Source organism: Staphylococcus sp. mip270_02 (genome assembly GCF_054031535.1).
In genome coordinates this window covers 2548630-2569119 of record NZ_CM132934.1, presented here as the reverse complement: position 1 = coordinate 2569119, position 20490 = coordinate 2548630, and the positions used below count along the sequence as shown (strand labels likewise).

Below are 20490 nucleotides of genomic sequence, written 5' to 3'. Positions count from 1 at the left end.
GATAATCATATGTGGGTAATTCTAACTTTTGTATTCAGCATAGTAATCATAGCGTTAATCATTAGCTTGATTGTGTTGAACGATAAAAAGAACGAGAAGATATTTAACCTATCCAAACAAAATATATTACTACAACAAGAGACTAAGAGAGAGCTTAGTAGTAAGCCACATACAGGACCTAAAAAATTAAGTGAATCATTACGAGAGAGATCACAAATGAAAACGTACAATACTGGTAACATACATACTCATGAATAATATGTGGATGAATCAGATGTACACAAGAACTTTAATAGAAAGTAACTGGAGGTAAGTCATGTATACTGCAGAACAAATAGAGGAAATGATATATGAATATCATTGGAGAAAGAATGTACTAATTGAAGAAGGTTATGAATTAGATAGTAACTCTACTGCTCAGTATGGCGTGGAGGCCACTATGCCTAAGGCACAAGGAGGAACAAGTGATAAGGTATTAGAAATCGTCGCTCGGAATGATGTGTTGTATAGAGTTTTGTATGAGCACTTGGAAGTAGTTAATTTTATTAATAAGTATGAATACTACATTGACAATGATAAGAATCTTAATATGCTGTACTTGTTTAAGAAAGGGAAACGTCCCAGTGAAGTTAAGAAGATAATGAATATAGGTAGGACTAACTTCGATAGTCGTATGGAAGATATCATCAACGTATACTTACGAGAGCAAGAAAAGCATGCACAAACAAACAAGCATGATAAGCACAATATGCAAGATAAGCACAATCAACGCAATCAACGCAATCAACAAGATAAGCACTATCAACACTAATTAGTAATTATCATTAGCATTTTGTATAATATATATAGCAATATTGTTGGAATACAAATGGTGCTAACAATTATAAATAACAATACTATATTATATCGAGACACATCCATTCCGCGGGTGTGTCTCTTTTTGTTGTAGAGATTAATAGTAAGGGAGTGAATAAGTATGAGGATAGTAGTTGTGTACGGTGCACCAATGAGTGGCAAGACAACATATGTTAATAACGTAATGCAGGATATCGATTTAGTATTCGATTACGATGCATTGACGCAAGCAATAACAAATAGTCAGTATCAACAACACAATGATAATGCACATAAGTTAGTCATGGCCATAAGAAATAAGATGATAGACCATGCTAAACAAACAACAGAGGGTACACTATATCTCATTACGACATACTTATCTTACACATTACAAGACAAGGTAGAGACACACTTTAATACACAGTACAAACAAATGGATACATCATTAGAAGCGTGTAAGCGAAGGTTAAACGTTAGTGATAGACACAATAAGCAACACGTTATGCAAGTGATACATGAATGGTATGGCAAGTATATATACAACAAAGGATTAATAGATAGTGATGAACTAACAAAGGAAACCAAGAGGTTATACAAGTCTAAAGACTGGCATACATTGAGACACATGGCATTAGAAAGAGACAATCATTTGTGTCAAATGTGTTTAAGAAAACATAGATATACAGATGCTGAGTTAGTTCATCATATGATTTATGTTAAAAGTGATTTTCAAAAAGCATTAGATTTAGATAATCTCATGTGTGTTTGCTCAAAGTGTCACAATAGAATTCATGCGAAAGATGAAGAGGAAGTTTTTACAACAGAAAATGTAGAAAGAAAAGTGCGAACGATAAAACTTTGATGCCCCCTGGTTTTTCTTTTGAGAAAAAGAAATAAAGAGACCGCGGACAGTTGAAGCGTTCGCAACACAGACGATTTTTTCATGAAAGGGGGGTTAAGGTTGAAATTAACAAAAAAGCAATTAGTCAGTTATATCGATGGTTATCAAACTTCAGATGATATTTTAATAGATCTCTATTTAGAGACTTATAAATTTTATTGTCGATTAAGAGATGAACTCGAAGAATCTCAGCTTATGTATGAACATACGAATAAAGCAGGCGCTACGAATTTAGTTAAAAACCCATTAAGTATTGAATTAACAAAAACGGTACAGACGCTAAATAATTTATTAAAGTCATTAGGATTAACCGCAGCGCAAAGAGAAAAAATTGTTGAATCAGAGGAGGACGGTTTTGGTGACTATTAAAGTATTGAATAAACCTTCACCTAAGCTACTCACCACATGGTACGCGCAACAAGTCGTTAGAGGTAATATTACGGCAAATGAATACGTTAGAAAAGAATGCCAAAGGCATTTAAATTACCTCAAAAATGACAATCATCGGTGGGAATTTGATGAAGAAAAAGGACATAAACCAATAAGATTTATTGAAAAGTTCTGTAAACCTTCGAAAGGCGAATACGGACAGCTCATATTACAACCATGGCAACATTTTATTATTGGTTCCTTGTTTGGTTGGGTAGATAAAGAAACACGTTTACGACGCTTTAAAGAAGGCGTCGTTTTTGTTGGACGTAAAAATGGTAAGACGACTTTGATATCAGGTTTAACCACATACGGTGCTTCAGAAGATGGCGAACCCGGGGCAGATGTTGTTCTACTAGCTAACGGTATGAAACAAGCACGATTATTATTTGATGAATCGACCAAGATGATAAAAGCATCACCTAAATTAAATAAAAATTTCAGACCAAGAAGAGACGCCATATATTACGATAAAACAAATTCGAAAATTGAACCCCAAGCAGCAGATAGTGAGAAGTTAGATGGTTTAAATACACATATTGGTGTGTTTGATGAGATACATGAATACAAAGATTATAAATTGATTTCTGTTATAAAAAACTCTCGACAATCAAGAAAGCAACCTTTACTAGTTTATATTACAACGGCGGGTTATCAGTTAGATGGCCCTTTAGTTGATATGGTTGGTGCTGGTGAAGATACTTTAAATGGTGTAGTTGAAGATGAACGTACCTTTTATTTCTTAGCTTCTTTAGATAAAGAAGATGATTTAGATAACCCAGAAAATTGGGCAAAAGCAAATCCCAATTTGGGTGTATCAATTGATTTAGAAACGATGAAAGAGGACTGGGAAAAAGCGAAGCGCGTTCCAGCGGAACGTGGAGATTTTATAACCAAGCGTTTTAATATATTTGCGAACGATGATGAAATGAGTTTCTTAGATTATGAAACACTTAAGAAGAATAACAAAGTGATTGATTTAGAAGAACTCAAAGGGAAACCTTGTACGATTGGTTATGATTTATCTGAAACACAAGATTTCACTGCGGCTTGCGCTACTTTTGCCTTAGATGATGGTAATATAGCGGTTATTTCTCATTCGTGGGTGCCAGAAGAGCGCGTTAAATACGCCAATGAAAAAATACCCTTTAGAGAATGGCAAGAGGAAGGTTATTTAACAATAACACCTGGACAATACGTTGATTATCAACAAGTTTATGATTGGATTACACAAATGAATCAATATTATCCTGTTGAAAAAATAACGTATGACCGTGCGAATGCTTTTAAACTCAATCAAGAATTAAAAAATTATGGTTTTGAAACAGAAGAAACAAGACAAGGCGCGATTACTTTAAGTCCAGCTTTAAAAGACCTAAATGAGTTGTTTTTAGATGGCAAAGTTATTTTTAATAATAACCCAATGATGCGCTGGTATATCAATAATGTCCAATTAACTAAAGATCGTAATGATAATTGGTTACCAACGAAACAAAATCGTTATCGCAAAATCGATGGTTTTGCAGCGTTATTAAATACTTACACTGACATTATGAATAAAGTGGTTACAGACGCAGGTAATGGCAATATTGAGTTTATTAGTATGAAAGAATTACTGAGTTAGGAGGTGAAAGCAATCGCTAAACAAAATTTACTCAGTAAGGTGAAACAAAAATTAATAGATAATTGGGTAGACCAGAGCAGGCAAAAGCTTTATGACTTTTCGCCTTGGCGTAATAAAAATTTTTGGGGTGTTATTAATAACACTTTAGAAACCAATGAAACGATATTTGCGGCTATTACTAAATTATCTAATTCAATGGCGAGTATTCCTATTAAGCTTTATAAAAACTATGAATCAGTCACCAATGATATTTCTTTACTCATTACAGATACGCCGAATGGCTCAATTAGTAGTTTTGATTTCATTAATCAAATTGAAACATGTCGAAATGAAAAAGGGAATGCCTATGTGTTAATTGAACGTGATATTTACCATCAACCTAATAAACTCTATTTAATTAATCCAGATATCGTTGAAATATTAATTGAAAATACATCAAAAGATATTTATTACAGTATTCACGCAGCTACAGATAATAAACTAATTATTCACAATACAGATATGATGCATTTCAAACATATTGTTGGTTCGAATATGGTTCAAGGCGTTAGTCCTATTGATGTGTTAAAGAATACAACGGATTTTGATAATGCCATTCGAAATTTCAATCTAAAAGAGATGGAGAAACCTGAATCATTTGTACTTAAATACGGGACAAATGTCTCCGATGAGAAGCGAAAAGCAGTTGTCCAAAACTTTAAAGAATTCTATGAAGAAAATGGTGGGGTTTTATTCCAAGAACCCGGGGTTGAAATTGATCCACTAAATAAAAAATATGTATCTGAGGATATTGTGGCGACCGAAAATTTAACCAGGGAACGTATTGCGAATGTATTTCAGATACCATCGGTATTTTTAAATGCGAATAACGCAATGACCTTTAAATCAAATGAAGAACTCGACCGTTATTATTTACAACATACGTTACTACCTATCATTAAGCAGTATGAAGAAGAATTTAATCGCAAATTATTGACTAAATATCGACGGACGATGGGTTATTACTTCAAATTTAGTGTTAAATCGTTCTTACGTGCAGATAGTAAAACGCAAGCTGAAGTTTATTTTAAAGCTGTACGTAGTGGTTATTATACGGTTAACGATATTAGGTCATGGGAAGATTTACCACCCGTTGAAGGTGGCGATGTGCCGTTAATCAGTGGTGACTTATATCCAATTAATACACCACCAGAACAAAGAAATACATCGAAAGGGGGTGACAATCATGGACAAGACAAAGACTTACTTTCAGATGAACAAAAAGACACAGAATAAAGGTGAAATTTATATTTATGGTGATATTGTTTCAAGTAAATGGGACGAAACAGATGTCACTGCTGTCGATTTTAAAAACGAACTCAATCAACTCGGTGATGTATCTGAGATAGATGTTCATATCAATTCAGCTGGTGGTAATGTTTTCGAAGGTCATGCGATATACAACATGTTAAAAATGCATAAAGCAAAAGTAAATATTTATGTCGATGCCTTAGCGGCATCCATCGCAAGTGTTATCGCAATGAGCGGTGACACTATTTTTATGCACAAAAATAGCTTTATGATGATTCATAACTCTTGGATTATGACCTTAGGTAATTCGAAAGACTTACGACAAACGGCAGATTTATTAGATAAAACAGACCAATCAAGTAATAACGCTTATTTAGATAAAGCGACGAACTTATCTGAAGAAGAACTTAAACAATTGCTTGAAGCTGAAACTTGGTTAACGGCAGATGAAGCATTAGAAAAAGGACTAGCAGATGAAATATTAGGCGCAAGTGAAATAGCTGCCAGTATTTCAAAAGATAGTTATCAAATGTTTAAACACGTACCTGAAAATATTGAGCAAGATGTTGATAAAATTACAACTATTTCAGATATTCAGAAAGATAATATGGTTGAGACACCTCAAGAAACAATGACACAAGTAGAAAAAGAATCAAGAGAAATAATAAAACAAAATGCAGAAAATTTAAAATTACTTTATAAATAGAAAGGAGACATATTTATGTCTACATTATACGAATTGAAACAATCTCTAGGAGAAGTAGGAGAACAATTAAAAAATAAAAATAACGAGTTATCTCAAAAAGCTGGTGATCCAAATGTAGCGTTTGAAAGTGTAAAACAGCTTGAAAAAGATGTAGATATTCTCCAACAAAGATATGATATTTTAGAGAAAAGAAAAAGTGACGTGGAACAAAAACAAGCTGAAAAAGCACAACAAGATATGGAAAAAACTTCAGTATATCAAACGTTAAGTGAAGATGATAAAAAAGTTAAAGCGAAAGCTGAATTTTATAGATATGCTTTAAACCCTAAAGAATATAGTAAACCTACAGAACAAGCACAACGCTTATTACATGCTTTACCGACAGGTAATGATACAGGCGGTGATAAATTCTTACCGACGACATTATCAAAAGAATTGATTTCTGAACCATTCGCACGTAACCAATTGAGAGAAAAAGCACGTCTAACTAACATTAAAGGGTTAGAAATCCCACGTATTTCATATACGTTAGATGACGATGACTTTATTTCAGACGTTGAAACAGCCAAAGAAATGGCATTAAAAGGCGATACAGTAAAATTTGGAACGAATAAGTCTAAAGTTTTAGCCACTGTTTCAGATACCGTTATCCATGGTTCAGATGTAGAACTAGTTAATTGGGTAGAAAATGCATTACGTTCAGGTTTAGCTGATAAAGAACGTAAAGACGCTTTTGCTTTAAATCCTAAAGAAGGATTAAAATATATGTCATTTTATAGTGGAGATGTGAAAGAAGTACAAGGCGATAATTATTATGATGCAATTATTAATGCTTTAGCTGATTTACATGAAGACTATCGTGATAATGCGACAATTTATATGCGTTATGCTGACTATGTGAAAATTTTAAGAGATCTATCCAACGGTACAACGAATTTCTTTGATACACCAGCTGAAAAAGTCTTTGGTAAGCCTGTCGTATTTACAGATAATGCAGTTAAACCAATTATTGGAGATTTTAATTACTTTGGCATTAATTACGATGATACAACATTTGATACGGATAAAGATGTTAAAAAAGGTGAATACTTATTCGTCTTAACTGCTTGGTATGATCAACAACGTACATTAGATAGTGCGTTCCGTATCGCTAAAGTTGATGGTGGTTCTGAAGACACGAATACACCCTAACAAACCCCAAAAGGTAGAAGTAGAGACGAGAGCGAAATCCGTCTCTATTTCTGCTGAATAGGGGTGGTTTTGATGAATCAAAGTGAATTATTACGCATCAAAAGATGGTTAAACATAGATTATGACATCGAAAATGATACGTTAGAAGATATGATTCTAAGTGCTAAGTCTGAATTAAGTTTAAGTGGTGTGCCTCAGTACGATCATAATGATGAGGCGTATCCTTTATATTGCCAAGCGATTAATTATATTGTTTCGCGCGATTATGAGACTCGTGGCTTTGTTGAGTATGAACGTGAAAATAAAGGGTTTAATGACAGAATCTTACAATCGTTTATTCTTAAGTTGAAAGTTTGGTGATTTAAGTGCAATTTAAAAACTTTAATACGTACTTAACTTTTTATGACATGGTTAAAACAGGCCCTTACCCAGATGATTTAGAAGAAAAAGAGGTTTATAGTTGTAAAGTTGAAAAATATGATAATTCCATTAAAGACAGACAAGTTCTAACGACAAACGGTAAAACCCAAGGTTTTACATTTATAATGAGAGACGCTCAACGACAATTTATCCCGAGTTATCAACATACAATTAAAGTGAAAGATTATCGATTTGAAACACAACTATTTAACATATACGACATTCGATTTGATAAACCAAAAGCAGGTTATATTACGGTGGTGGTAGCTGAAAATGAGTAAACCTAAAATCAATGGTATATACGATGTAAAGCTTAAAGGCGAAAAAGAGTTAATGAAAAAGATGGAAGCAAAATTTGGTCAAAAAGCAATGCAAGTAAAGAATGATAAAGCATTAATTGAAGCATCTGACTTTTTAAAAGAAGAACTCAAATATCAACTTGAAGATTTTAAAGATACAGGGGCGACCATACAAGAAATGAAACGAGGTAATCCTGAAACGGTTGCTGGTCAACGACGGATTATGATTCATTGGGAAGGTCCTAAGGAAAGAAAAAATATCATTCATCTTAACGAACATGGCTATACACGAAACGGTAAAAAGTATACACCACAAGGGTACGGTGTCATTGCCAAAACGTTAGATGCATCACAAACCAAATACCGTGGCATCATACGAAGAGAGTTGAACAGAAATTGAATATACTCAAATACATTAAAAATATCATTATTAATGACCCTATACTCGCATCAGAAGTGAACAATCGTATTTATTATTATGAAGTAACGGAAGTGGATGATACGAGCGACGCATTTGTTGTTTTAACTCCGATATTAGATCGTCCAAGCACATATGTTTCTGATAAATATTTATCGGAGACTTATTTTTTTCAAGTCGATGTGGAAGCTTATAACCACCAACAAACGATAGATATAACCAAACGGATTCGTTATTTACTATCAAACGTAAATTTAAATCAAGCATCATCACAATTAGATGACTATTTTAAAGCAACACAAAGGTATGTGATGTCACGTAGATATCGTGGCATACCTAAAAACAAATATTACAAAGGTGAACGCGTCGAGTAGATGCGTTCTTTTTAATTCAAGGAGGAAAAAAATATGGCAGTAGTAGGATTTGAAAAAGTACATGTAGGTATTTTTGATGAAGATGAAAAAATTAAACAATTAATGACATGGAAAGATGAAAAAGGTGGTACGGTAAACCTTAATATTTCAGGTTTAGCGCCTGAGAAAGTTGAAATGCGTGCTTCAAATAAGACGGTATGGTCTAAGAAACAAGGGACAGGCGAAGTTCAATCAGAACTGGATGTATTTAATGTACCAGATAAAGATTTAGATGCCGTTTTAGGTCGTGATTTAGATAAAAACGGTACTTCGTGGGTGGGCGAGAAAACACGTGCACCTTATGTTGCGTTAATTGGTGAATCAGAAGATTTATTATCAGGCGAACCTGTATATCTTGCCCTAACTAAAGGGACAATGAGTCTTGAGTCTATCGAATGGAAGACAACACCAAAAGAAGCAGAAGAACCAGAACCACAACAACTCACAGGTGATTGGATTGCGCGCACAATTGATGGCAATTCACGTATTTATGGTTACCACGTTGGTAAAGAAGGTTCAGATGAATTATTCCAAAGTGTATTCCCTGATTACGAAAACGTTGGAGAAGGCGAAACACCAGACAGTGGCAATTCAAACGATAACGAAGAAGTAGAAACGCCCTAAGGCACCCCAAAATGTAGGGGTAACAGCTAAAAGTAAGTCGGCTGTTATTTCTGCAGAATAGGGGTCTATAAATCAAAGAATAAACGAGGTGTTTGAATGAGTGTGCTTCAAAAATTAAAAGAACGATTAAAAAGAAAGTTTAGAGAAAATAAAAAAATAAAACCGCAATTAACTATTCGAGTATATGATGATGACGATGTGCCAGAAATTATATTTAATGGAAATAAAATAGATTATATTAACGAAGTAGATTTTAACTGGAAGACTAGTAAAGGTGATGTAATGAGTGGCGGCTATAAATTCAACATTGCTTATATAAAAGAATCAGATATGAATAATGGACGTATACTTTTTACTAAAGAAGGATTTGTTAGTCCAGGACGTATATAAATTAAATTATTAGGAGGCTTTTAAATGGCAGACATTTTAAAAATTTATAAAAATGATAAAGTAGTCGCAAGCGCTGAACGTGGTGAAGATGGTAAAGCTAACGTTACGATTGAAGGTCTGGACGCAGACACAGCGTATGAAGCAGGAACGTATCAAGCTGCTTTTAGTAACGATAATGGCGAATCTGACAAAACAGATGTACCAGGATTTAAAACAAATCCAATTAAAGTAACAGGCGTTTCCCTTGATAAAGAAAGTTTAACGCTAAATGTCGGAGATACAGAAACTATTCAACCAACGGTTGCGCCATCGACTGCGACTAATAAAGGTGTAGCTTATGCATCATCCAATAGAGATGTAGCTACAGTAAATGAAGATGGTACAATTACAGCGATTGCAGACGGTACAGCTAACATTGAAGCTAGTACTGAGGACGGCAATAAAAAAGCAACATGTGCCGTCACAGTTGAAACTGAAGAAGAATCTGCACCAGAAGAACCCGATAATGTAGAAGTAGAAGCAAATGAAAATGATGCAGATGTATCAGCAGAATAAATAAACAAGGCGACTTCGGTCGCCTATTTTTGTATACAAAAATAATTAACTTTAAGGAGACAACAATATGATCAAATTTGAAATTAAAAACCAAGAAACAGGTAAAGTAGAAAGCTATTCAAAAGATGTTATCACAATGGGCGAAGCAGAACGTTTTTATGAATGGATGGAAAGTCGCGAAAAAGAAGTGAATAAAGAAAAACCAGATATGAAAAAAGTTAGAAAAATGGAACGTGATTACTTAGTTAGTTTGTTTGAAAAACAAGGGTTAACAGAAGAGGATGTTTTAAACAACATGGGTACAAAAACATATGCTCATGTGTTAGGTGAAATATTTCGAGAAATCAGCGGCGAAGATGAAACAGATTCAGAAGATGAAACAAGCCAAGAGGGAAAGACAGAGGAACAAGTTCAATAAAAGAAATTTTATCAAGATTTAGAAATGCGTATGAATTTTGTATGAAAAATTTTGGTTGGACTTTAACAGAAGCTAAAGAACAACCTTACTTAGAATTATTTGCGTTTCTAAGTGGCAATGATAACGAAGGTGAACAACAAACTAAGCCTAAAAAAGACCAAGAAGTCATCAAAGGTAAAGGCATAATTAAACTATTGAATGGATAGGTAAGAAGGGAGGTATACATATTTGGATAATATTCAAGGTTACGCAATAAAGAACACCATGGATAACACGGGCGTGGAACAAGGTATGAAAGGCCTTAAACGCCAAATGGGTGTGTTAAGTTCAGAAGTGAAAGCGAACATGTCTAGTTTTGGCCAAGCTGAGAAGTCTGTACAGAAGTATCAAACACGCATTGATGGACTGAACAATAAAATGAAAGTTCAAAAACGCATGTATGATCAGACTAAAAGTGATTTAAATAACGTTAAAAGCGCTTATGAAAAAGCATCGAATAGTATCAAACAACAAGAACAAAAAGTTAAAGAACTTGCCGAAGCACATAAGAAGCAAGATAATGCGATGCGTAAATCTAATCAAGAAATGAAAAAATCTAATAAGGAATTAGATAACGCTAAAACGAAGCAATCTTTGTTAAGTGCTGAAAAGGCCAAAGCCAAAACCAAATTAGATGAGTTACGTTCGGCAGAAAGGCGTTTGAAAGAATCAGGCAAAGCTTCTACGGAACAAATTAAGCAAGCGTCTAATGCGACGAAACAACAACGAGAAGTTCATCAAAAATTAATTGCGAGTCATAAAGAAGAAACGGCTAATGTTAAGAAGTTAACACAGTCTCATAAAGGCATTACAGAAGAGAATAAAAAGGTTAAAGCTTCTTATAAACAGTCTAATGACGCAGTAAAAACAGCTGAAAAAGAATATGACAAACTTTCTAAAACAATCAAAGACTATCCGAAAGACTTAGCCAAAGCTGAAAAAGCTGTGAATAATGAAAAAGCATCGATGAACGGCTTACAAAAAAGTATTAATAAAGCTGAACAAGAGCTAAAGCAAATGAATAAACAACAGATGGTCGCTAATAGCTCATTCACAAAACAAGCTGACCATTTAGACAAAATGTCAGAGAAGTATGGCAAGATGTCCCAAAACATGCGCTCAGTGGGACGTAATATGTCTATGTATGTAACAACGCCGATTGCTGGCGCTATGGGTTATGCTGGTAAATTAGGCGTTGAATTTGATGATGGTATGCGTAAAGTACAAGCTGTCTCAGGCGCTACGGGTAAAGATTTAGACGCGTTGAAAGCGAAAGCACGTGAAATGGGCGCAACAACTAAATTTAGCGCGACAGATAGTGCAGAAGCTATGAACTACATGGCTATGGCTGGTTGGAAAACGCAAGATATGATGGGTGGCTTGCCTGGTATTATGGATTTAGCAGCTGCATCAGGTGAAGAATTAGGCACTGTTTCTGATATTGTTACCGATGGTTTAACGGCATTTGGACTAGAAGCTAAAGATAGTGGTCATTTTGCGGATGTTCTTGCGTCAGCGAGTGCGAATGCGAATACTAATGTGCAAATGATGGGTGAAGGTTTTAAATATGCGGCTCCTGTTGCTGGTGCCTTAGGTTATAGTATCGAAGATACTTCAACAGCAATTGGATTAATGAGTAATGCAGGTATTAAAGGCGAAAAAGCTGGTACAGCATTACGTACGATGTTTACGAATCTTTCAAAACCAACTGCAGCTATGAAAACGAAGATGGATGAACTTGGTTTATCTATCACAGATAGTAACGGTGAAATGTTGCCAATGCGTGATGTTATGGATCAGTTGAGAGATAAATTTAGTGGTTTATCTAAAGACCAACAAGCTGCAACTGCAAGTACAATATTCGGTAAAGAAGCAATGAGTGGGGCATTAGCTGTTATTAATGCTTCTCAAGAAGACTATGACAAACTATCTCAATCTATTGATAACAGTGAAGGTTCAGCTAAGAAAATGGGCGACACAATGGAAAAAGGCTTAGGTGGTAGTTTAAGAGAATTAAAATCAGCCGCAGAAGAACTTGGCTTATCTGTTTTTGAAACCATTCAGCCTGCTCTATCGGGCATGGTTGGTGGTTTGAAATCAACTGTCGATTTTTTAAACGATTTACCCAAAGGCGCAAAAGTAGCTAGCGTCGCTATTGCAGGTGTAGCTGCCGCGATTGGTCCCGTAACGTTAGGTGTTGGGTTATTATTAAGAGCCGTACAAGCAGCAGCTGAAGGCTATGCACAACTTAACAGACGTATGGCTGAAAACACAGCAGAAGCTGCGATTAACGCAGGGACAACTAAAGCAAATGCAGGGGCAATTACTGCCTCAGGTAAAAGTGCTAAAGGTTCGGCAGGCTTATTTGGTCGTTTTGGTAAAACAGCAAGTAAAGCTAGTGGTAAAGTCAATTTATTAGGTAAAGGCGCTAAACTATTAGGTAATGGCGTTAAATTTTTAAGTGGTCCCATTGGTTGGGCTATCACAGGTGTTACGTTATTAGGTGGCGCGTTTACTAAAGCTTATAATAAGGTGGATTGGTTTAAAAAGGGCGTTGATGGTTTACTTGATGTTATTAAAACATTTGGTGGCGGTGCTATTGAGCAACTCAAAAACCTTGGTGGTTGGTTTTCTAAAACTGGAAGTAAAATCAAAGAAAGCTTCTTTGATGAAGTGAAACAAGGCTATAAAGACTTAGACGATGACGATTTATTAAAACAAGCTGGCGATGGCTTTAAAAAATTCATGGATAAGGTTGGTAAAGCTTCAGATAAAGCAACCGACACAACTAAAGTTTTAGGCAAAGGTGTTTCTAAAGAAACTGAAAAAGCGCTTGATAAGTATGTTAAGTATTCAGAAGATACAACGCGTGTTTTATCTGATATTAAACTAAATCATGGTAAGATTACGAATAAAATGCGCAATCAACTTGAAACATCTGTACAAAAAGGTGGAGAAGAAGCCTTAAAACAAGTTAAAAAGCGTAACAAAAAAGTATCTGATGAACTGAAAGATATGCTTAAAAACAGTGAAGCTTTTACTGCTCAAGAAAAGCAAGATATGATTCAAAAGAATCAAGAAGCTTCTGATGAAAAGGTTAAAAAACTACAAGACCTTAACCGTGAAATCGAAGAACTAGAGCTCAAACAGTTTAACGACGGTAAACTCACAGCGCAAGAAGAAAAAGATTTAAAAGCTAAACTAGAAGAACGTAACCGCATAACAACTGAAACTTTAACAAAAGGTCAAAAAGAACAACAAGCCATATTATCAAGAATGAATGCGAACACTGGTGCTATTGATACCCAAGAAGCAAGTGATGCAATTAAAGATTCTGTTAAAGCTGAGAAAAAAGCGAAAAAAGAAGCTAAAAAACAACGTGATAAAGATGTTATTCAAGCTGATGATTTACTTGCTTATGGTGAAATTGATCAAAAAGAACATGATAAGCGTATTGGAGAAATTAAAGATGCTTATGATGAAGCTATAGAAACTGCTGAGGGAAAAACGGAAGAGGTACGCAAATCAGTTAAAAAGAGCAATAAAGATATAACAGATGATATGGATATGACTACAGGTAAAGTTTATTCTAATTCAGAAAAACAATGGAATAAATTTACTGGTGATATGTCAGATGCGTTTTCTGAAATGGGCAAAAACTACAACAAATTCAAAGAAAATATGAGTGATGTAGGTAGTTCTATTTCAAGCTTTTTTACGGAAACGGATTGGAAACAGCTTATTAATGACAGTTTAGGTAATGTTGGTGAGTGGATAGCTACACCATTCAAAGCTGCAGGTGAAAGTATTGGTAGTGCCGTTTCTTCTTGGCAAGAAAATATTTCTGAAGCTGGCGAAGATATCAAAGGTGGCTTTGACTCACTCACAGGTTGGTTCTCTGAACAAGGTCAAGAATTCTGGGGTGCACTGCGAGATGGTTGGAACACCGCATTAGAAAATGGTGGGAATTTATGGAAGTCTTTAACTGGCTGGCTTAGTGAAAAATGGGAAGATACGAAAACATGGTTTTCACAAAAAGGTCACAGTATCTGGTCAAATATCAAAATAGGTTGGAATAATGCCCTTGAGTCTGGAGGCAATCTTTGGTCATCATTGATAGGTTGGCTCGGTGAAAAGTGGGAGGAAACTAAAACGTGGTTCTCTCAAAAAGGCGGTCTTATTTGGTCGAATATTAAATCAGGATGGAATAATGCGCTTGAAACTGGCGGTAATCTCTGGTCATCGATTACTAATAAACTCGGTGAAAGTTGGGAAAATACCAAAGGTTGGTTTAGTGAAAAAGGCCGAAATATTCAACAATCATTCAAAAAGGGTTGGAATTCAGCTTGGGATACAGCAGGTAATATTTGGGGCAAAGTGACTAAAGGCGTATCTGATACTTGGGAAAATGTGAAGACATCAACCCGTGACAAACTCGAAGAAGCTAAAGAAACAGCGACGACTAAAACACGTGGTATTTGGAAAAATACATCTAAATGGTTTGGCGATACTTACAATACAGCGAAAGACAAAGTAACAGGTGTTTATACTAAAACGCGCGATAAATTTACAGACGCTGCAGGTAAAGTGTGGGATAAATCCAAATCAGCATATGATGGTACGAAAAAATGGTTTGGTGAAACTTATGAGAAAGCTAAAGCCAAGGTCACAGGTGTTTATAATCAAGCAAAAGGTAAATTTACCGATACCGCGAGTACAGCTTGGGATAAATCGAAATCTACGTGGAAAGGTACGAGTAAATATTTCGGTCAAGCTTATAGTTCTGTTAAAACTAATGTAAGTAACATGTGGGGCAAAGCTAAAACAAGTTTCGGTAATATTGCTGATGAAGGCTGGAAAAAAGCGAAGTCTGTTTATAAAGGTTTCAAAAAATGGTTAGGTGATACACTACAATGGATTAAAGATGTTGGCGCTGATATGGGTAAAGCTGCAGGTGATTTAGGTAAAAAAGTTGCCAACAAAGCTATTGGCGGTTTGAATGGCATGATTGGTGGCGTTAACAAAATATCTAAAGCGATTACAGGCAAAGACAAACTTATTGATGAAATACCTCGTTTAGCTACAGGTACTTATGATGGTTCAACACTCTCTACAGATTCAAACGGTGGTTTAAGACAACCGACGGTTGCGATGGTTAATGATAAAGGGCCGGGTAATGGACCAGGTGGACGTACACAAGAGCTCATTCAACGTAAAGATGGCTCAATTGATGCCCCACAAGGCAAAAATACAATTGTGGGCTTACGTAAAGGCGACGGCGTTATTAACGCTAAACATACACACAAACTCCAAGAACAAGGCATTATACCTAAACGCTTATCAACGGGTACAGGAACTAAAATACCGCGTTTCTCTAAAGGCAACAAAAAAGACTGGTACGAAGATTTTGTTGAAGGTGCAGCTAATGTAAGTAGAAATATCAGTAGTAAAATATCTGATGGTTATCACAGCGCGAAAAAAGCAGGTAGTGATGCAAAAGATACTGTTGAAGACTTAGGAAGTAAAGGCTTAGAAAAAGTTAAAGACGGGGCATCATGGCTTGGCGATAAAATCGGAGATGTTTGGAAATATGTTAAGCATCCGGGTAAATTAGTGAATAAAGTTATGGATAGTATAGGCATCAACTTCGGGGGCGGCGATAACGCTACCGTTAATTTAGTTAAAGCGGCTTATAAAAACTTGAAATCTTCATTGGTAGAGAAAGTGAAAGACTGGTTTACAGAAGCTGAAGGTGGCGATGGCGATGCTAGTTGGTTGCCATGGGACAATATCCTCCAAACATTTGGTAATTACACAGGTGGCTTAATGTTTAATGGGGGTAAACACTATGGTGTCGACTTCGGTATGCCAACAGGTACTAAAATTAAAGCTTTAACCGACGGTAAGATATCACAAGCAGGACCAGTTGCAGGTGGCGGTGGTAATCAAATTACACTTGATGAACCTGGTGGTAAATGGTATCAGTGGTACATGCATATGAGTAAAATCATTGCTAAAAAAGGGCAAAAAGTAAGTGCCGGTGATGTCATTGGCTTATCAGGTAGTACAGGTAACTCAACAACACCTCATTTACACATTCAACGTATGAAAGGTTACCCATCTAATGAGACAGCCGTTAATCCTATGGGTTGGTTGAAATCACTTAAAAGTGGTAGTCAAAATAAATCAGCTAAAAAATGGTCAGGCGATATTAAAAAAGCAGCTAGTGAAATGAATGTTAAGTTAAGAGGTAATGATTTAAATAACATTATTTCTCTTATTCACAATGAGTCTGGCGGAAATGCAGGCGTCACACAAGGGAATATTGGTGACATTAATAATATTAATGGTACACCAGCACAAGGTCTATTACAGTATGTACCTAGTACATTTAAGAATTATGCTGTTAAAGGTCATGGCAATATAAAAAATGGTTATGATCAATTGCTTGCCTTCTTTAATAATAAAAATTGGCGGACACAATTCAACCCTAACGGTGGTTGGTCTCCAACAGGTCCAAGAAAATATGAAAATGGTGGCATCTCTACAACACATAAACTTGCTGAAATTAGTGAGCGTAATAGAGCGGAAGCTATTATTCCACTTCATAAATCTAAACGTAATCGTGCGGTTGGTTTGATGGAAAAAGCAATGACAGCGATTGGCATGGATAATGGTTCCGCAAATGTGACAGTGAACACCGATAATTCAACGATGGAAAAACTACTACAACAAGTTGTTCAATTGAATGACACCAATAATCGTATGCAACAAACAATCATTAAGTTGTTAAGTGGCAATAATAATAACATGAGTAAAAATGATGTTATGAATATCTTTAGTCAATTGTTAGGTAGTAAAGCTAATTTAGACAATTTTAGTCAAGGATTATCATAAATAGGAGGTTTATATGATAGACGGTAGATGGATGAAAATAATAACCCAAGAAGGCACTTATGATATCAACGATATCTTATCTAATTTTATTTTCTTAGAAGCTAAAGCTTCATATCCAAATGAAAATAATGAAAGTAACACATTTCAAGGTGTGGACGGCGAGCTACCAACAGTAGCCACGTTCGCACCTTTTAATTTAGAAGTAAGTTGCGGTTTTGATGGTATTGATGAAAATGACCGTAATTTAGCAGAATTAAAATTAAGACAACTGTTTTTTAGACGACAACCCTATTACATCATCACGTCAGACAATCCGGGGTTGAAATATCGTGCGAATAACCCAGATGTAAACCCTGATTATTTAGATTTCTCGGCTATTAAGTTTGATATGACCTTTAGTTGTCGAGATGGCTATGCCGAAACGGTCAAAGAAACAGATGAGTACAGTTTATCAAACGGTAATTGGCAATTCGGTGTCGATTTATTGGCAGATGATGAAATTAAATATAAACATGATACCACAAGCTTTCGAATTTACAACGGTTCTTCAGATACAATCAACCCTTTATTAAGACATAAATTTAAGTTATTGATTAATATCGATGCACCTAAAGGCTTTAAAATCATTAATCATACAACAGGTAATACATTTGAATATAAAAAAAGCATTAAGCAAAATCAACAACTTATATTAAAGGGTGTACACTCAATACTTGATGGTAAACGTGTAGGCATCGACACAAATCGACAGTGGATAACGCTTAAAGAAGGCTTTAACGATATTGAAATTACAGGCGAGCATATCGGAGGGGCAAGGACCCAATGGATATTCCCGTTTATATTTAAGTAGGTGAATAACTTGGATGCATTAGTTTTAAAAAATAAAAAAGTCACATTTGCGGAGATAATCACGGATTTTGATTTCGGTTCTTTTAAATATGAATATGAAAAGAATAATGAGCGTTCGATTAGTTTCACTTTATATAAAACATCTAATAACGCAGATATATTTGATTATTTAGTTAATGAAGCTTTTATAGAGTGGCAAGGGCAATTATACGTCATTAAATCAACATCTATAAAATACGATGGCCTTAAACTTACGAATGAAGTTGTAGCTAAACATATCTTTATGGAGTTTCAAAAGCATTATATTCAAAAAGATATGGATGTCGAAAGTGAAAGTAGTGATGAAGATGAAGACGATAGTACACCGACCATGACTTTAGAACAGTATCTTGATTTCGGTTTTAAAGACAATAAATTGGGTTTTGAATATGAAATTAGAGGTCAATTTAAAAAACGTGTACCTGTCGATGATTTAGGCGGTAAAAATGGTGTTGAACATGTATCAGAAGGTGCAGAATTATTTAATTATATTTATTTCGCTGATAATAAGAAATATTATATTTATGATGAAGCAACCTTCTATGAAATGTCCGATATTCCTTTGATTTACTTATATAATTCAAGTGAAGCTACGGTTACAACGACAACCACGGATATATTTAATTATATTCAAGGCTACGGTAAGAAAAAGACTAAAAAAGAAACACAAAATTATAACCCTATTAAACCTAAAGACTTGAATTACTCAGGTACCTTTATTAAAGAAGGCACTTGGCGTACAGAAAAAGTAGGCGCAAGTTATACGAAAACATTTGAATGTGAACATGGTAACGAAACGCTTGAATGGACATTAAAGAAAATGTCTAAAGGCGGTATGCTTGATGTTTATTTAGATGGTGAAAAGGTTGATACCTACGAGTGTTATAGTAAAAACGCAAAAAGTGAAAAAATTGTGATACAACAAGGTTTATCTAAAGGTAATCATACTTTTAAAGCTGTATTTAGAGGTGCGAAAAAGGGTATTGATTACAAAAAATCTGAGCCATGTATGTATGTCGGTACTGAGAAATCCACTGTATTAAATTTAACAGCTAAACTTAAAGGTAAAGACGCTTATCATACGTATGTCGATTACACATCACCTAATTATGATGGTGGCGACATTGCCGAAGCACCCACAATATTCGATGATAATATCACAAATAAAGATGAATTACGTGAAAGGCTTAAAGAAGAACTTAACGATCAACCAACGGTTGAAGTTTCTACAAACTATCTCGGTAGTGTAGAAGACAAACAATACATTACAAATGATGATATTAAAGAAAATAATAAGATACGTTTTATTCATCAACCTTTAGGTTTTAATTTAGATTTAAAAGTCGTGAAAATTACTGTGTCACATCCATTACTTAATGAACCAGTAGAAGTTGATTTTAGTAATTCACCTAAGGATATTTTAAAAATGCAGCAACAAACAACAAAGGCTATTAGAAAATTTAATAAACAGAGTAAAGGCGATTCACTTAGTGAGTCGCCTATTTCTATGGCAGAAAATTACTCAGATATTGTAGGAGTGACATTATTAGATGACTAAAGTTAATCATAGATACTTAACGGATAAAAACGGTGAAATTTATTTTCCTAAAGTACATGTAGAAGCGCTATTAGGTATTGAGGACACAGATTCAGAAAATCCTTTTATAGACATAAACAATAAAATTTATGAGTTGGAAGAAATAATCGAAGACCAACAAAAAGTTATAGAAGAGAACAAAAAATTTGTTGAAAGACAGGATAGAATTTTGTCAGACATGATAGGCGATACCGGTTGGATTGAGTATCAAGTACCACCAGACATGAAAAATAAAGCTGTTAGTTCAGGGTTTAAATGTGCCATTCGTGAAGTAAGAGCGGGTAACGACCTTATCGGTAAGCACTTTGTAGTTCGTTCTATCAGACTGAATATGTCTGAAATCACAGAGGCATCTATGCAAATTGCACAACTGCCAACTGGATTTATAACGGATAATCAATCATTTATTGCAAGACAAAACGGTTACCGTCATCCTATCACAATTGAATGTTTGAAAGATGGCAAAGTGATGGCATTTGTTCATCCAGATGACCAAGGCAAAAAGAATTGGGTGTATCAAGAATTTACATGGTTAGAATAGAAAGGGTGAAATA

The 20490-nt window shown here is 35.0% G+C and carries 21 protein-coding genes; all 21 read left to right on the top strand.

Features of this window, described 5'->3' with window-relative positions:
• Window positions 1–9 precede the first annotated feature (9 nt).
• The 21 genes from ACW5YJ_RS12245 (at window position 10) to ACW5YJ_RS12145 (ending at window position 20477) form a co-directional block, all read left to right on the top strand.
• Window positions 10–258: a hypothetical protein gene (locus ACW5YJ_RS12245; protein WP_457338229.1), complete on the top strand. Its 249-nt coding sequence runs from the start codon at window positions 10–12 to the stop codon at window positions 256–258.
• Window positions 259–316: 58 nt separating this feature from the next.
• Entirely contained in the window at window positions 317–811 is a 495-nt protein-coding gene (locus ACW5YJ_RS12240) for a hypothetical protein (protein WP_457338228.1), read from the top strand.
• A 561-nt stretch (window positions 812–1372) separates the two neighbouring features.
• Window positions 1373–1699, top strand: coding sequence for an HNH endonuclease (locus ACW5YJ_RS12235; protein WP_277582889.1), 327 nt, complete (start codon window positions 1373–1375; stop codon window positions 1697–1699).
• A 99-nt stretch (window positions 1700–1798) separates the two neighbouring features.
• Window positions 1799–2107 carry a P27 family phage terminase small subunit gene (locus tag ACW5YJ_RS12230; protein ID WP_107556242.1) on the top strand — a complete coding sequence of 103 codons (309 nt, stop codon included), beginning with the start codon at window positions 1799–1801 and terminating at the stop codon, window positions 2105–2107.
• On the top strand, window positions 2097–3791 hold the full coding sequence (locus tag ACW5YJ_RS12225; RefSeq protein ID WP_457338227.1) for a terminase large subunit: 1695 nt from the start codon (window positions 2097–2099) through the stop codon (window positions 3789–3791). The genes ACW5YJ_RS12230 and ACW5YJ_RS12225 overlap by 11 nt, the downstream gene beginning before the upstream one ends.
• A gap of 3 nt (window positions 3792–3794) precedes the next feature.
• Window positions 3795–5066, top strand: coding sequence for a phage portal protein (locus tag ACW5YJ_RS12220; protein WP_457338226.1), 1272 nt, complete (start codon window positions 3795–3797; stop codon window positions 5064–5066).
• Window positions 5017–5787 carry a head maturation protease, ClpP-related gene (locus tag ACW5YJ_RS12215; protein ID WP_457338225.1) on the top strand — a complete coding sequence of 257 codons (771 nt, stop codon included), beginning with the start codon at window positions 5017–5019 and terminating at the stop codon, window positions 5785–5787. Before ACW5YJ_RS12220 ends, ACW5YJ_RS12215 begins: the two co-directional genes overlap by 50 nt.
• A gap of 15 nt (window positions 5788–5802) precedes the next feature.
• On the top strand, window positions 5803–6978 hold the full coding sequence (locus ACW5YJ_RS12210) for a phage major capsid protein (protein WP_457338224.1): 1176 nt from the start codon (window positions 5803–5805) through the stop codon (window positions 6976–6978).
• A gap of 72 nt (window positions 6979–7050) precedes the next feature.
• On the top strand, window positions 7051–7338 hold the full coding sequence (locus tag ACW5YJ_RS12205; protein ID WP_432720476.1) for a head-tail connector protein: 288 nt from the start codon (window positions 7051–7053) through the stop codon (window positions 7336–7338).
• Between the two features lie 47 nt (window positions 7339–7385).
• Window positions 7386–7679, top strand: coding sequence for a hypothetical protein (locus tag ACW5YJ_RS12200; RefSeq protein WP_457338223.1), 294 nt, complete (start codon window positions 7386–7388; stop codon window positions 7677–7679).
• Window positions 7672–8097 (top strand): hypothetical protein, encoded by a 426-nt coding sequence (locus tag ACW5YJ_RS12195; protein ID WP_457338222.1) that lies wholly within the window; start codon window positions 7672–7674, stop codon window positions 8095–8097. The genes ACW5YJ_RS12200 and ACW5YJ_RS12195 overlap by 8 nt, the downstream gene beginning before the upstream one ends.
• Window positions 8094–8489 (top strand): hypothetical protein, encoded by a 396-nt coding sequence (locus ACW5YJ_RS12190; protein ID WP_108909381.1) that lies wholly within the window; start codon window positions 8094–8096, stop codon window positions 8487–8489. Before ACW5YJ_RS12195 ends, ACW5YJ_RS12190 begins: the two co-directional genes overlap by 4 nt.
• Before the next feature lie 33 nt (window positions 8490–8522).
• A complete protein-coding gene (locus tag ACW5YJ_RS12185; RefSeq protein ID WP_432720470.1) occupies window positions 8523–9152 on the top strand; it encodes a major tail protein in 630 nt (209 codons plus the stop codon).
• Window positions 9153–9248: 96 nt separating this feature from the next.
• Window positions 9249–9542, top strand: a complete 294-nt coding sequence (locus ACW5YJ_RS12180) for a Ras family protein (protein WP_457338221.1) — start codon at window positions 9249–9251, stop codon at window positions 9540–9542.
• A gap of 24 nt (window positions 9543–9566) precedes the next feature.
• Window positions 9567–10097, top strand: coding sequence for an Ig-like domain-containing protein (locus tag ACW5YJ_RS12175; protein ID WP_457338220.1), 531 nt, complete (start codon window positions 9567–9569; stop codon window positions 10095–10097).
• Between the two features lie 67 nt (window positions 10098–10164).
• Complete coding sequence (gene gpG, locus ACW5YJ_RS12170) at window positions 10165–10515, top strand: phage tail assembly chaperone G (RefSeq protein WP_457338219.1); 351 nt, start codon at window positions 10165–10167, stop codon at window positions 10513–10515.
• A gap of 41 nt (window positions 10516–10556) precedes the next feature.
• The gene (locus ACW5YJ_RS12165) at window positions 10557–10721 is read left to right on the top strand and encodes a hypothetical protein (protein WP_457338218.1); all 165 of its coding nucleotides are present in this window, start codon (window positions 10557–10559) and stop codon (window positions 10719–10721) included.
• 22 nt (window positions 10722–10743) lie between these two features.
• A complete protein-coding gene (locus tag ACW5YJ_RS12160; protein ID WP_457338217.1) occupies window positions 10744–17451 on the top strand; it encodes a phage tail tape measure protein in 6708 nt (2235 codons plus the stop codon).
• A gap of 13 nt (window positions 17452–17464) precedes the next feature.
• Window positions 17465–18301 carry a phage tail domain-containing protein gene (locus tag ACW5YJ_RS12155; protein ID WP_457338216.1) on the top strand — a complete coding sequence of 279 codons (837 nt, stop codon included), beginning with the start codon at window positions 17465–17467 and terminating at the stop codon, window positions 18299–18301.
• Window positions 18302–18310: 9 nt separating this feature from the next.
• A complete protein-coding gene (locus ACW5YJ_RS12150) occupies window positions 18311–19897 on the top strand; it encodes a prophage endopeptidase tail family protein (protein ID WP_457338215.1) in 1587 nt (528 codons plus the stop codon).
• The gene (locus ACW5YJ_RS12145) at window positions 19890–20477 is read left to right on the top strand and encodes a hypothetical protein (RefSeq protein WP_457338214.1); all 588 of its coding nucleotides are present in this window, start codon (window positions 19890–19892) and stop codon (window positions 20475–20477) included. Before ACW5YJ_RS12150 ends, ACW5YJ_RS12145 begins: the two co-directional genes overlap by 8 nt.
• Window positions 20478–20490 lie beyond the last annotated feature (13 nt).